Annotated in this window: 11 protein-coding genes; 4 read left to right on the forward strand and 7 right to left on the reverse strand. The window is 58.4% G+C overall.

Features of this window, described 5'->3' with window-relative positions; translation table 11 throughout:
- Window positions 1–5: 5 nt before the first annotated feature.
- Together nfuA and LRR79_RS12205 are read right to left on the reverse strand one after the other, a co-directional pair.
- Entirely contained in the window at window positions 6–608 is a 603-nt protein-coding gene (gene nfuA / locus LRR79_RS12200) for a Fe-S biogenesis protein NfuA (protein ID WP_231757480.1), read from the reverse strand.
- A gap of 105 nt (window positions 609–713) precedes the next feature.
- Complete coding sequence (locus LRR79_RS12205) at window positions 714–1,403, reverse strand: type 1 glutamine amidotransferase domain-containing protein (protein ID WP_231757481.1); 690 nt, start codon at window positions 1,401–1,403, stop codon at window positions 714–716.
- Between the two features lie 214 nt (window positions 1,404–1,617).
- On the opposite strand from LRR79_RS12205, the gene metH reads away from it, so the two are divergent.
- Both metH and LRR79_RS12215 read left to right on the forward strand, forming a co-directional pair.
- Window positions 1,618–5,325 carry a methionine synthase gene (gene metH / locus LRR79_RS12210; protein WP_231757482.1) on the forward strand — a complete coding sequence of 1,236 codons (3,708 nt, stop codon included), beginning with the start codon at window positions 1,618–1,620 and terminating at the stop codon, window positions 5,323–5,325.
- Window positions 5,326–5,453: 128 nt separating this feature from the next.
- Window positions 5,454–5,663 (forward strand): DUF2970 domain-containing protein, encoded by a 210-nt coding sequence (locus LRR79_RS12215; RefSeq protein WP_231757483.1) that lies wholly within the window; start codon window positions 5,454–5,456, stop codon window positions 5,661–5,663.
- 193 nt (window positions 5,664–5,856) lie between these two features.
- On the opposite strand, the gene LRR79_RS17315 is transcribed toward LRR79_RS12215, so the two are convergent.
- The gene (locus tag LRR79_RS17315) at window positions 5,857–5,991 is read right to left on the reverse strand and encodes a hypothetical protein (protein ID WP_255874814.1); all 135 of its coding nucleotides are present in this window, start codon (window positions 5,989–5,991) and stop codon (window positions 5,857–5,859) included.
- Between the two features lie 294 nt (window positions 5,992–6,285).
- Between LRR79_RS17315 and LRR79_RS12220 the strand changes: the two genes are divergently transcribed.
- The gene (locus LRR79_RS12220) at window positions 6,286–7,950 is read left to right on the forward strand and encodes a nitrite/sulfite reductase (protein WP_231757484.1); all 1,665 of its coding nucleotides are present in this window, start codon (window positions 6,286–6,288) and stop codon (window positions 7,948–7,950) included.
- Window positions 7,934–8,503: a DUF934 domain-containing protein gene (locus LRR79_RS12225; RefSeq protein WP_231757485.1), complete on the forward strand. Its 570-nt coding sequence runs from the start codon at window positions 7,934–7,936 to the stop codon at window positions 8,501–8,503. The genes LRR79_RS12220 and LRR79_RS12225 overlap by 17 nt, the downstream gene beginning before the upstream one ends.
- A gap of 19 nt (window positions 8,504–8,522) precedes the next feature.
- Here the strand turns inward: LRR79_RS12225 and LRR79_RS12230 are convergent, their stop codons facing one another.
- From LRR79_RS12230 to LRR79_RS12245, 4 genes are all read right to left on the reverse strand, one after another.
- The gene (locus tag LRR79_RS12230) at window positions 8,523–9,560 is read right to left on the reverse strand and encodes an ArsA family ATPase (protein WP_231757486.1); all 1,038 of its coding nucleotides are present in this window, start codon (window positions 9,558–9,560) and stop codon (window positions 8,523–8,525) included.
- 18 nt (window positions 9,561–9,578) lie between these two features.
- Window positions 9,579–9,872: a cory-CC-star protein gene (locus LRR79_RS12235; protein WP_231757487.1), complete on the reverse strand. Its 294-nt coding sequence runs from the start codon at window positions 9,870–9,872 to the stop codon at window positions 9,579–9,581.
- A gap of 47 nt (window positions 9,873–9,919) precedes the next feature.
- Window positions 9,920–11,596 (reverse strand): carbon starvation CstA family protein, encoded by a 1,677-nt coding sequence (locus LRR79_RS12240; RefSeq protein WP_231757488.1) that lies wholly within the window; start codon window positions 11,594–11,596, stop codon window positions 9,920–9,922.
- Window positions 11,597–11,749: 153 nt separating this feature from the next.
- Entirely contained in the window at window positions 11,750–12,973 is a 1,224-nt protein-coding gene (locus LRR79_RS12245; protein ID WP_231757489.1) for a CaiB/BaiF CoA transferase family protein, read from the reverse strand.
- Between the last annotated feature and the right edge of the window lie 116 nt (window positions 12,974–13,089).

Here is a 13,089-nt window from a genome sequence, read left to right on the forward strand (position 1 = left end):
CAGACTCAGTAATACGCCTGAGACTTGTCAGTATGGTCGGTAATATCTTTCACACCGGCCAATTCAGGTACCTTTTCCTTCAGCGTTTTTTCGACACCCTCTTTCAGGGTCATGTCCACCATACCGCAACCCTGGCAGCCGCCACCGAACTTCAGCACCGCATACATATCCTCTGTCACTTCTACCAGGCTCACCTGACCACCGTGGGAAGCCAGACCCGGGTTGACGTCACTGTAGAGGACATAGTTAATCCGGTCTTCGATGGGGCTGTCGTCGGTGACCTTGGGCATGCGGGAGTTGGGTGCGCGGATAGTGAGCTGGCCGCCCATCTTATCCGCAGAGTAATCTACCCGCGCTTCATCCAGGTACGGGATACTGCGCCCTTCAAAATACGCCTTGAATCCGTTCAGCTGCATTTCCAGGTCGCCCTCTTTTTCTTCACCGGGGCGGCTATAGGCGATGCAGGTTTCCGCGTTCGGGGTACCCGGGTTGGATACGAACATGCGGATGGCGATTCCTTCACAGTCCTGCTTGGCCAGCAGGTCACGCAGGTACTCCTGAGCGGATTCGGTAATGGTGACGTTCAATTCTGTCGACTGTTCTGACATAGACCTTCTCAAATAACCAGGCTCAAATAACTGAGCGTTTATGTCGGGTATTCTACGCCCAAGCGCGGTCAATTTAAACCAGCCGCCAGATGCACGCCTAACCGGCTATTTCTGCACGTTGGACAGTGTCCCGAGCAGCGCTTTGGCAGCCGCTTCCGAGGACGCCGGATTCTGACCGGTGACGAGCAGCCCGTCCGTGAGAACGAACTCCGCCCAGTCATCCCCTTTGGCGTAGTCGCCACCGCGCTCCTTAAGCATATCTTCCACCAGGAAAGGCACCACGTCGGTCAGACCGACACCCTCCTCTTCACTGTTGCTGAAGCCCGTCACCCGCTTGCCTTTCACCAGTGGCTCCCCTTCTTTATCCACGGTGTTCTTGAAGACAGCCGGAGCGTGACAGACAGCACCAATTGGTCGATTCGCGCGGTAGAAACCGTGAATCAGCGCAATGGAACGCTGATCTTCCGCCAGATCCCAGAGGGGGCCGTGGCCACCGGGGTAAAACAGTGCATCAAATCCCTCCGCATCTACCGCGTCCAGCGCCTCCGTATTGGCCAGAGCCTGCTGCGCCAGTGGATCGTCGCGAAAGCGCTTGGTGGCGGGCGTGTGCGCATCGTCGGTATCACTTTTGGGGTCCAGCGGGGGCTGGCCACCCTTTGGCGAGGCCAATGTGACTTCCGCGCCGGCGTCCACGAATACGTAGTAAGGCGCCGCAAATTCCTCCAGCCAGAAACCGGTTTTCTCCCCGGTATCTCCCAGCTGTTCGTGGGAGGTCAGTACCATCAGGATCTTCATAAGGGCTCCTTGTGCCATTGCCTTTGTTCAAGCCTAGGCTCACGAGATGGGGATTGGTTACCCCACCTTCGAGCCCCGCCCGGAAAATACAGTAGAACATTTGGTTACAAGGATATGCACAAGCGTTCTGCAAATCTTGTACAGGCCTGAAATAGCGCCAGATTGTGCTAAGATTGCCGCCCTTTTTTGATCCTCCGGTGTTAAGGAAATGACCATGTCGGCTAATCGGTCTCAGCAGTCCCGTGACCAACGTCTGCAACAGCTTCACAAGGCCCTCGGCGAACGCATCGTGATTCTGGATGGCGGCATGGGCACCATGATTCAGCAGGAAAAGCTGACCGAGGCGGATTACCGGGGAGCGCGCTTTGCGGACTACCCCTCGGATCTCAAAGGCAATAACGACCTGCTGGTTCTGACTCAGCCGGATCTGATCGAGCGCCTGCACAAGGAGTACCTCGACGCCGGCGCAGACATTATCGAGACCAATACCTTCAACGCCACCCGCCTGTCCCAGTCCGACTACGACATGGAAGACCTGGTACCCGAACTTAACCGGGTAGCGGCACAAGTGGCGCGGCGGGCCGCCGATGCAGTTTCCACCCCGGACAAACCGCGCTTTGTGGCCGGGGTGCTGGGCCCGACATCGCGCACCGCGAGTATTTCGCCGGACGTGAACGACCCGGGCGCCCGCAATGTGACCTTTGAGGAGCTGGTGGCCAACTATATCGAGTCCACCCATGCCCTGATCGACGGCGGCTCGGATCTGATCCTGATCGAGACCATCTTCGACACCCTGAACGCCAAGGCCGCCATCTACGCAGTGCAAGAGGTGTTCGACCAGCGTGGCTTTGAGCTGCCGATCATGATTTCCGGCACCATCACCGACGCCTCCGGCCGCACCCTGTCCGGTCAGACCACCGAGGCGTTCTACTACTCCATCGCCCACGCCAAGCCCCTGTCCGTTGGCCTGAACTGTGCCCTGGGCGCCACCGAACTGCGCCCCTATGTGGAAGCCCTGTCCGGCGTGTGCGCGGAACACGTTTCCGCCCACCCCAATGCGGGCCTGCCGAACGAGTTTGGTGAATACGACGAGACGCCGGAACAGACCGCGGCGATTGTGGCGGAGTTCGCCCGGGCCGGCTTCCTGAACATTCTCGGCGGCTGCTGTGGCACGACACCGGACCATATCCGGGCCATCGCCGACGCGGTGGCGGACATCGCCCCGCGCAAACTGCCCGAAATCAAACCCGCCCTGCGTCTTTCCGGCCTGGAGCCCTACGTGGCCGATGAAAACGCCCTGTTCGTCAACGTGGGCGAACGCTGTAACGTCACCGGTTCTGCGCGCTTCAAGCGACTGATCATGGAAGAGGATTACGACACCGCGCTGCAGATCGCCGCCACCCAGGTGGAAGACGGGGCCCAGGTCATCGACTTCAATATGGACGAGGCGATGCTGGATTCCGTCGCCGCCATGCGCCGCTTCCTCAACCTCTGCGCCACCGAACCGGATATCGCCAAGGTGCCGTTTATGGTGGACTCTTCCAAGTGGGAGGTGATCGAAGCGGGCCTGCAGTGCATCCAGGGCAAGCCCATCGTCAATTCCATCAGCCTGAAAGAAGGTGAAGAGGACTTTATCGAGAAGGCCCGCCTGTGTCTGCGCTATGGCGCCGCCGTGGTGGTGATGGCCTTTGACGAAAGCGGCCAGGCGGATACCTTCGAGCGCAAGATTGAAATCTGTAAACGCAGCTACGATGTACTGGTGGACAAAGTCGGCTTCAACCCGACAGATATTATTTTCGACCCGAACATTTTTGCGGTCGCCACCGGTATCGAAGAACACAACAACTACGCGGTGGACTTTATCGAAGCCACCCACTGGATTCGTCAGAACCTGCCCGGCGCCAATGTGTCCGGCGGTGTCTCCAACGTATCCTTCTCCTTCCGCGGTAACAACCCGGTACGGGAAGCCATCCACTCCGTATTCCTGTATTACGCGGTGAAAGCCGGTATGAATATGGGCATCGTCAACGCGGGTATGCTGGAGGTGTACAGCGATCTGCCGGACGAGCTGCGGGATAAAGTGGAAGATGTGATCCTCAACCGCAATGACGGCGCCACCGAGGCTCTGCTGGACATCGCGGAGAAATACCGCGGCGATGGCAGCACCGCCGAACGCAAAGAAGATCTGGCCTGGCGCCAGTGGCCGGTCAAAAAGCGCCTGGAACACGCGCTGGTGAAAGGCATCAATAATTTTATCGAAGAGGATACCGAGGAAGCCCGCGCGGCCGCCACACGCCCGCTGGACGTGATCGAAGGCCCGCTGATGGACGGCATGAACGTGGTGGGCGATCTGTTTGGCGAGGGCAAAATGTTCCTGCCCCAGGTCGTGAAATCCGCGCGTGTGATGAAGCAGGCCGTGGCGTATCTACAGCCCTACATCGAAGCGGAGAAAACCGCGGACAGCAAGCCCAACGGCCGTATCCTGATGGCCACGGTAAAAGGCGATGTGCACGATATCGGTAAAAATATCGTCGGCGTGGTACTGGCCTGTAATAACTTCGAGGTGATCGACCTCGGTGTGATGGTGCCTGCGGAAACCATTCTGCAAACCGCCAAAGAAAAGAACTGTGAGATTATCGGCCTGTCCGGCCTCATCACCCCCTCCCTGGATGAGATGGTACACGTCGCGGCGGAAATGGAGCGCCTTGAATACGACATTCCCCTGCTGATCGGTGGCGCTACCACGTCCAAAGCACACACCGCGGTCAAAATTGATCCGCAATTCCAACGCAATCAGGTGGTGTATGTGGCAGACGCATCCCGCGCTGTGGGTGTGGCCAGCAACCTGTTGTCGGACGAGCTGCGCCCCGCTTTTGTTGAAGGGGTGCAGGCAGAGTACGAAAAGGTCCGTCATCGCACCGCCAACCGCAAGCGCAACGATCCGCGCCTGGCCTACCCGGACGCTTTAAAAGCCGGCCCGCAATTCGACTGGGCCAGTTTCAAGCCAGTTACCCCGAACAAGCCGGGCCTTACGGTACTGGACGATTTCCCGCTGGAAAAACTGGTGGACACCATCGACTGGACGCCCTTCTTCATTTCCTGGGATCTCGCGGGTAAATACCCGGCCATCCTGAATGACGAAGTGGTCGGCGAAGCGGCCACTGACCTGTTCAAAAATGCCCAGGCCATGCTAGCGCACATTATCGATAACAAGCGCCTGAAAGCCCGAGCGGTGTTTGGCCTGTGGCCGGCGAATGCGGACGGTGACGATATCGTGGTTTACACCGATGAAAGCCGCAGCAGCGAACGCGCCCGCCTGCACCAGATGCGCCAGCAGGTACAAAAGCGCGGCGGTGACGGCCTGTGTCGGTCACTGGCAGACTTTATTGCCCCGGTGGGGAGCGGCGTTGCCGACTATGTCGGGGGCTTTGCGGTGACTACCGGCATCGGTGCCGACGAGCTCGCCGCCGAGTACGAGGCCAAGCACGATGACTACAGTGCAATCATGGTGAAGGCGCTGGCCGACCGCCTCGCCGAATCCTTTGCCGAATACCTGCACCGTGAAGTCCGGAAAGACTACTGGGGTTACCAGCCGGAAGAAACCCTCAGCAATGAGGACCTGATCAAGGAAGCCTACACCGGAATCCGCCCAGCCCCGGGCTACCCCGCCTGCCCGGACCACACGGAAAAGGCCACGCTGTTCAAATTGCTGAATGCGGAGGAAAATGCGGGCATTGAACTGACTTCCAGCTTCGCCATGATGCCCGCAGCTGCGGTGAGCGGCTGGTACTTTGCACATCCGGAGTCAAAGTATTTTAATGTGGGCAAGATTTCTCGGGATCAGCTGGAAAGCCTGGCGAAACGCAAAGGAATGGGCGTGGACGAACTGGAGCGCTGGCTGCGGCCAAACCTGGAGGATTGACCGGTTTACGGGATTACCCTTCCCGGTAGGAACCCGTGTCAGAGCTTGCCCTGCAAGCGAACAGTCAAGACACTGAATCGTTCGCCTGCAAGGCAGGCTCCTACAGTGATGCGCGCTTGGAGCGGAACATGGATCAAAACGACAAGAAGCCCTCATTCGGTCAGGTAGTGCTCAGCACACTTGCTGCCGCCATCGGTGTGCAGTCGAATAAAAACCGGGAGCGGGACTTCAAAGGTGGGAGTTTCAAGGCGTATATCGCGGCGGGGATTATTTTCACCACCCTTTTCGTTTTGACCCTGGTACTGGTAGTGAAAACGGTTCTCAGCAATATGGGTTGAGCGCTGCTGGCGAAAAGGGCGCATCAGTGCGACGGTCTGCATAAGGCCTGCATGAATAATGGCGGGCAATAAAAACCTTTTCCGGTAACGCCCACCGGAAAAAGAATCATTCGTAAATAAGACCTTCAGCCCAGTGCATGCTTCCGCGCAATGCTTGTCTGGGCCGCGGCGCTGTATTCGATTTTGCCGGGATCTAGCCCTGCGAGGCTACCCAGTAGACACAGGTCGCGACAAAAATGGCCACCAGGGCCACCGCCGCAATGGCGTCTACCACGTTATCGCTATCGTCGGATACAACTACTACTTCTCTTACTGCTTGATCGTTCATCGGAATACTCCGTCTCTCAAGAAATCATTATTGTTTTAAAGGTAGCAGCACCGCTTAAAAGTGCGGTTTCTCAAGTAGATCAAATCCCCACGGGCGGTGCAACCGTGCAGTATTTCACCAGTTATAGACAGGTGAATTACTTATAACTGCCGGTTACTAAGGTAGCGAAAAAAATTGTTATTTTTTGTATAAGGCGGCTGGTATGTTATGCGCCACTCAGGGTCATAGACAGGCTCCAGAAGACCCTCTGGGCGCTGCACCGCCAGCGCGAAAAAGTAATGGAATCAAGCTCTTATGTATCGATACGACGAACAGGACCACAAGCTGATCCGGGAACGGGTGGCCCAGTTTCGCGGCCAGACCGAACGCTATCTCGCCGGTGAACTGAGTGAAGAAGAATTTTTGCCACTGCGTCTGCAGAATGGTCTCTATGTCCAGCGCCTGGCTCCCATGCTGCGCATCGCGGTGCCCTACGGGCTGATGAACAGCACCCAGGTTCGTCGATTGGCGCACATTACCCGCAAGTACGACAAGGGCTATGCGCACTTCACCACCCGCCAGAATGTTCAGCTGAATTGGCCAAACCTGGAAGATGTACCGGATATCCTCGCCGAACTCGCGGAAGTGGAAATGCACGCGGTACAGACCAGCGGCAACTGCATCCGCAACACCACCACCGACCAGTTTGCCGGTGTCGCCCGTGACGAGCTGGTCGATCCTCGCCCCTATTGCGAGCTGATCCGCCAGTGGTCCACTTTCCACCCGGAATTCGCCTTCCTGCCGCGTAAATTCAAGATTGCGGTATGCGGCGCCGAAGAAGATCGCGCAGCCATTCGCGCCCACGATATCGGTGTTCAGATCGTCAAGAACGATCAGGGTGAAACCGGCTTCCAGGTATTCGTTGGTGGCGGCCTGGGCCGCACACCGATTATCGGCGTCGCCATTCGCGACTTCCTGCCGGAGACTCACCTGCTCTCCTATCTCGAAGCCATCGTGCGGGTCTACAACCAGCTGGGTCGCCGGGACAACAAGTTCAAGGCGCGTATCAAGATACTGGTCAAGGCCATGGGTGCCGAAGAATTCGCACGCCGCGTTGAAGCGGAGTGGGAGCAGATCAAGGATGGCGCGGAACAACTGACGCCGGAGGCCATCGAATGGTCCAAGCGCTTCTTCCCGGAACCGGCTTACAAGACCTTCAGCGAAGGCCACGGTGAAGCGGTGCTACGGGATCGGGCCGGTGAAGATAAAGCCTTCGCCCGCTGGCTTGAACGCAACACCTTCCCGCACCGGGTAGATGGCTACCAGGCCGTTACCCTGAGCACCAAGCCCACTGGAATCCCACCGGGCGACGTTACCGATCGCCAATTGGAAGCCATTGCCGAATTGGCCGACAAGTACAGCTTTGGCGAAGTGCGTGTGACCCACGAACAGAACGTCGTGCTGGCGGATGTCGAGCAGGAACAGCTCTTTGACCTGTGGCAGGAAGCCCGCAAACACGGTTTCGCCACCCCGAACATCGGCACCCTGACCGATATGATCTGCTGCCCGGGCGGCGACTACTGCTCCCTGGCCAATGCGAAGTCCATCCCGGTAGCCGAGGCTATTCAACGCAAGTTTGACGACCTGGATTACCTCTACGACCTCGGCGATCTGGATCTGAACATCTCCGGTTGTATGAACGCCTGTGGCCATCACCATATCGGCCACATCGGTATTCTCGGCGTGGACAAGAAAGGCGAAGAGTTTTACCAGGTTCAGCTGGGCGGAAGCGCCAACGAGAAAGCCAGCCTGGGTAAAGTACTCGGCCCCAGTTTTTCCCGAGACGAAATGCCGGAGACCATCGGCAAGATTCTGGATGTGTTCGTAGAAAACCGTCAGCCGGAAGAGTTTTTTATCGACACCTACAACCGCATCGGCCTGCAGCCATTCAAGGAGCGCGTATATGCCAAAGCCAGCTAACCTCTCCGCGAAAAAGCCGGTAGGCGCGCAGCCGGAAAACCCGGCGCAACTCATTGTTGACGGTGCGGTGGTCGAGAACGAATGGAACCTGCTGCCCCTGGGCAGCGACGAAGAGATCAGCGCGCGCAGCCTGGCACCGGGTAAGGTGATCCTGCCATTGAGTGTGTGGCTGGCGCTGCGTGAAGATCTTCAGGGCCGCAAAGATGAGATCGGTGTGTGGCTGGACAGTGACGAAACCGCCGACCTGATTGGGGAATACGCCGCGGAACTGCCCTTGATCGCCGCCAATTTTCCGGCATTCACCGATGGCCGTGGTTTTACCGCCGCCCGCCTGTTGCGTCAGCGCTACGGCTTCAAGGGTGAGCTGCGTGCAGTGGGTAATTTTATCCGCGATCAGCTGACCTACCTGAAGCGCTGCGGCTTTAACAGCTTCGCCTTCCAGGGCGAGCAACCACTGCAGGGGCTGCTGGCATCCATGCAGGATTTTACCGACAGCTATCAGACCGCCGTGGACCAGCCGTTACCGATCTATCGCCGTCGGGCGCTCGCGTAACCAGCACCGCGTCAACCGCTCACGACAGCCCGGCAGTCACACTGTCGGGCTGTTTTTGTTTTGTCACATCCGCTTCTGTGGCCGCCACCAATTGTGCGGCCAACCACGCCAGCCCTTCCCTGCCCTGCAGGGTGTTTCCGGTCATCGGTAGTGAGACTCGGGGTACCTGCGCCAATGCATCGGCTACCCGCTGCAGAACTTGCTGCTGGCACGCCCAGGCGCCACGCAAGAATGTCACCGCTTCCGCCTCTGGCGGCAGTAATCGATTGAGAATGATACCTGCCACCGGGATTCCGCTATTCTCCAATGCCGTTACGGCGCGCCGGGTTTCACTCAGCGGCAGGGCTTCCGGTGTCATCACAAATAAAAAGGCACTAATCTGAGGATCCTGTAGGGCCTGCGCCGCCTGCTGAAACCGCGCCCGACGGGCAATCAGTGGTGCCAGTTGTGCGCTCGCGGCGCCATCTGATTCTTCCCCGGCGCTGGCAAATTTCCCCAGCAGGTCGCGAAATCGGCCGGCACGCTCCTTTTGCGCAATCAGCCCTTCCGTCCATCGACTCATGACACTGGGCAAGTTCAACAACCGCAGTGTGTGGCCGGTAGGCGCGGTATCGAAAATAATCAGATCATATTCTTCGCGGTTTTCGATCACTCGCGTCAACGCATCCAGCAGTGCCGCCTCTTCGGAACCGGGGGCATGGCGGGTGAGATGCAATTGCTTTTCCAGTTGCCCACGCAGATGCACCGCCACATGGGGCAGCATCTGCTGGCGCACCGATTCGAGATAGGTATCCAGTGCGTGCTGCGGACTGATTTCCAGCGCCTGTAAATTCCCCCCACCCCAGGGGATAGCACACCCGTTGCTACCGATTTCACAGCCAAACAGGTCACTCAGATTGTGCGCCGGGTCCGTGGAGACCAGCAGTGTCTTGCGGCCGTGCGCCGCGGCAATCGTCGCCAGTGTGGCCGCCATAGTACTTTTGCCCACGCCGCCTTTACCGCCAACCATAATCAGCCGGCGTGCCATCAACTGCGCAATATCCAGGGATCTATTCATGGTGATAGGAACTCACAATCAGCAGCAACGCATGTCGTCCAGCGGGGAGCGCTCCATCCCCATACGCTGATGCCACTGGTGGAAACGCGCCAACATTTGCGGCTGTAATTCCAGGGTATAAAAACTGACAGGATTGGGAATGCCCAGGGACTCGGCGTAGATCAGCAGCATAAACAGGTCCTCCTCATCCCGTTCGGCCCGCGCCAGGGTACTGCGATACGGGCCGTTGTAATAGGCTTCCAGCTGATCCCCGATACGGCGAAACACCAGGCGCAAATTTTTTGGCAGCGCCGATTGTTTCTCCTCTTGCATAACGCCACCCTCGCCTTGACGACTGTTTGACAACTTTCCGCGCATCATCACAGTTCCTCACCTTCCAGCGGGCTGGATGGCTTTTTGAACGCAGAAGCACATTCAAGAGTGACCAGAATCGCCGCCACCAGCACAATCAGATCAAGGCTCAGCAGGAACCAGTCTTCTTTCTGATAGAACTCGTTTAGTTGAATCAGCAACGCGGCAAGGGTCATCAACAGCAGGAAGACCAGTGGAATCAGGGTTACCCAAACCGGTCGATTCAAACGCACCAGCATGACCGAAGTCACCAACAACGTGAGGCCCGCAAGTAACTGGTTTGTGGTGCCGAACAGGGGCCAGATCAACAGGCCGCCAGGGCCGTCCGCGCCGCCAGCGCCAAAGGCCAGCAGCACACAGCAGGCAACGGCCATCAGCGTCGCTGGCAGTGGCCTGCCAAGCCAGCGGATGCCATAAATCTCGCCAAACTCCTGAAAAATATACCGTTGCAGGCGCAACCCCGTGTCCATGGTGGTACCGGCAAACAACGCGGCCATCACCGTCAACATGGTGCCCGACACCGCCGCATCGATACCCACTCCCTGATTCAGAATCGTCGCGCCACCATCCACAAACGCCTGCACGCCCCCCTGACCAAAGGCGCTGTACACCGCCTGCCAATCCCCGAGGGAAGCGAACCCGGCACAGGCAGCGATAATCGCTGCAAGCGCCAGTGCGCCCTCACCGATCGCGCCGAAATAGCCCACAAAGCGCGCATCCGTTTCTTTATTCAGTTGTTTGGACGTGGTGCCGGAAGCAACGAGCCCGTGGAAGCCGGAAATGGCACCGCAGGCAATGGTCACAAACAGCAGTGGAATCAACGGCGGCGCGCCCTCGGGTACCTGCTGATTGATCATCGGCGCAACCAGTTCGGGGCTCGCGATCAACACTGCGGAATAAAGCAGTATCAGACCCACAAACAACTGCAGGCCGTTGATGTAGTCCCGGGGTTGCAGCAATACCCATACGGGCAACAGGGAGGCAATCGCCGCATAGGCAAAGAGAATCAGAATCCAGGCGGCTTTATTGGAGAACCCCGCCACGGTCTCCGGAAGCGCAACCGGCATTGATGGGCCGATATAGATCAGCGCATATAACGCCATGACACCGAACAGGGAGACCAGTGCGAGATTGAATTTGAACCGGTAAATCAGCTGGCCAATCACCAGCGCCACCGCGATGGCACCCCAGATGGGTACCACCGAACCCGGGTTATCGATCAGGAGCCCCGCGATCACCACGCCAAACACGGCGTTGACCATCAGCAACACCAGGAAAATGACAATCATGAAGATACTGCGGGCGCGCTTGCCAACCACGTGCCCGGTCAGTGATCCGACCGATAGAGCCCGGTTGCGCACGCTGGCCCAGATGGCGCCGCTATCGTGAACCCCGGCGAAGAAGATGGTGCCGAACACCACCCAGAGAAATGCGGGTAGCCAGCCCCAGATCACGGCGATCGCCGGCCCGACAATGGGCGCGGCACCGGCAACCGATGTGAAGTGATGTCCCCACAGCACAAATTTGTTGGTGGGCACATAGTCCACACCATCCTCAAATTCGTGCGCTGGGGTAATAAAGTCCGGATCGAACCGGTAGATCCGGTCGGCGATAAAGCGCGAGTAGAAGAAGTAGCCGGCAGCCATCCCACCCAGGCCCAGTACCATCAGCAATATCGCGCTCATGCACAGCTTCCTTATTTTGTGCTGTTTGCAGTTATTGCTGTGATACTAGCGCAGTCGTCTAAACCTTCCCGGTCTGTGGCGGGCCACTCATCGTATTGGCGCAAATAAGCGCGACTCCTTATTCTGCAGAGCCAGCGGAGCAGCACTGCCCCCTCAGATCACCCCCTGGGCACGCAGGTTGTCGATCTCATCTTGTGACAGGTCCAGTGCCGTTTGCAGGACAGTTTCCGTATGTTCACCCAGCGTCGGCGGGGCCTGTTCGAATCGCAGTGGCGAGGCAGAAAAGCCCAGTGGGTTGCGCACGGTCCGAACCGTGCCGGCCTGAGGGTGCGGTTGCTCAACAACCATCCCACGGGCCTGCACCTGCGGGTCCGCAAACACCTGGGCGAGGTCATTGATCGGCCCACAAGGTACGTGAGCGGCGCTCAGATTTTCCAGCCACCAGGCGGCGGGCTTGCTGGCGGTTGCCGCTTCCACAATTGGAATCAACCGATCGCGCGCTTTTACTCTGTCCCGGTTCGTGGCATACGCCGGGTCCTGCGCAATCCCGTCCAGCCCGGCAATCTGGCAGAACTTTTCAAACTGGCTGTCGTTACCTACCGCCAGCATAAAATAGCCATCACTGGCGGGCACCGCCTGATATGGCACGATGTTGGGGTGTGCAGTGCCCTGGCGTTCCGGACTTTTACCGGAAGTGAGGTAATTCTGTGCCTGGTTGGCAAGCCAGGCGACCTGGGTATCCAGTAGCGCCAGATCAATCTGCTGTCCCTCCCCGGTCTGATCCCGGTGAATCACCGCCGCCAGTACGCCGGATACCGCATACATACCGGTCATCAGATCCGCAACCGCGACACCCACTTTCTGCGGGCCCGCCCCCGGTTGCCCTTCCGGCACTCCGGTAATACTCATCAGGCCACCCATGCCCTGGATCATGGCATCGTAGCCGGCACGCCGGGCATAGGGGCCCGTCTGCCCGAATCCGGTAATCGAGCAGTAAATGATCCGCGGATTGACAGCGCGAATGGCCGCGTAGTCCAGCCCGTACTTTGCCAGCCCTCCCACTTTGTAGTTTTCCAGCAGAATGTCACACTGTTGCGCCAATTGCCGGATCAGGGCCTGCCCCTCGGGCCGGGTAATGTCCACAGTGATCGACTTCTTGCCGCGGTTTGCGCTCAGATAATAAGCGGCATCCGCCGTGTCCTGCCCCTCCGCATCCTTGAGGTACGGGGGCCCCCAGTGACGGGTATCGTCGCCCTTCTGCGGGCGTTCCACCTTGATGACCTCGGCACCGAAATCCGCCAGGACCTGACTGGCCCAGGGGCCGGCGAGGATGCGGCTGAGATCGAGAACCTTCAGGTGAGAGAGAGGACCAGACATGGCGATTCCTTGTACTCCTGGCTGCGCCGGGCCGCTAGGGTGGCCCCAATCCGGCAAGCGCATAAAAACGTGATCACAAATTGCGGGGAAGATTAGCAGAAACCGCCGGTCGCCGT

Source organism: Microbulbifer elongatus, assembly GCF_021165935.1.
Classification (GTDB): Bacteria; Pseudomonadota; Gammaproteobacteria; order Pseudomonadales; family Cellvibrionaceae; genus Microbulbifer; species Microbulbifer elongatus.

Excerpts from the sequence above, each read along its gene's own strand:
- metH (WP_231757482.1), top strand. The coding sequence starts at position 1,618 with ATGTCGGCTAATCGGTCTCAGCAGTCCCGTGACCAACGTCTGCAACAG.
- LRR79_RS12245 (WP_231757489.1), bottom strand. The coding sequence starts at position 12,973 with ATGTCTGGTCCTCTCTCTCACCTGAAGGTTCTCGATCTCAGCCGCATC.
- LRR79_RS12205 (WP_231757481.1), bottom strand. The coding sequence starts at position 1,403 with ATGAAGATCCTGATGGTACTGACCTCCCACGAACAGCTGGGAGATACC.
- nfuA (WP_231757480.1), bottom strand. The coding sequence starts at position 608 with ATGTCAGAACAGTCGACAGAATTGAACGTCACCATTACCGAATCCGCT.
- LRR79_RS17315 (WP_255874814.1), bottom strand. The coding sequence starts at position 5,991 with ATGAACGATCAAGCAGTAAGAGAAGTAGTAGTTGTATCCGACGATAGC.
- LRR79_RS12220 (WP_231757484.1), top strand. The coding sequence starts at position 6,286 with ATGTATCGATACGACGAACAGGACCACAAGCTGATCCGGGAACGGGTG.
- LRR79_RS12240 (WP_231757488.1), bottom strand. The coding sequence starts at position 11,596 with ATGAGCGCGATATTGCTGATGGTACTGGGCCTGGGTGGGATGGCTGCC.
- LRR79_RS12230 (WP_231757486.1), bottom strand. The coding sequence starts at position 9,560 with ATGAATAGATCCCTGGATATTGCGCAGTTGATGGCACGCCGGCTGATT.
- LRR79_RS12235 (WP_231757487.1), bottom strand. The coding sequence starts at position 9,872 with ATGCAAGAGGAGAAACAATCGGCGCTGCCAAAAAATTTGCGCCTGGTG.
- LRR79_RS12215 (WP_231757483.1), top strand. The coding sequence starts at position 5,454 with ATGGATCAAAACGACAAGAAGCCCTCATTCGGTCAGGTAGTGCTCAGC.
- LRR79_RS12225 (WP_231757485.1), top strand. The coding sequence starts at position 7,934 with ATGCCAAAGCCAGCTAACCTCTCCGCGAAAAAGCCGGTAGGCGCGCAG.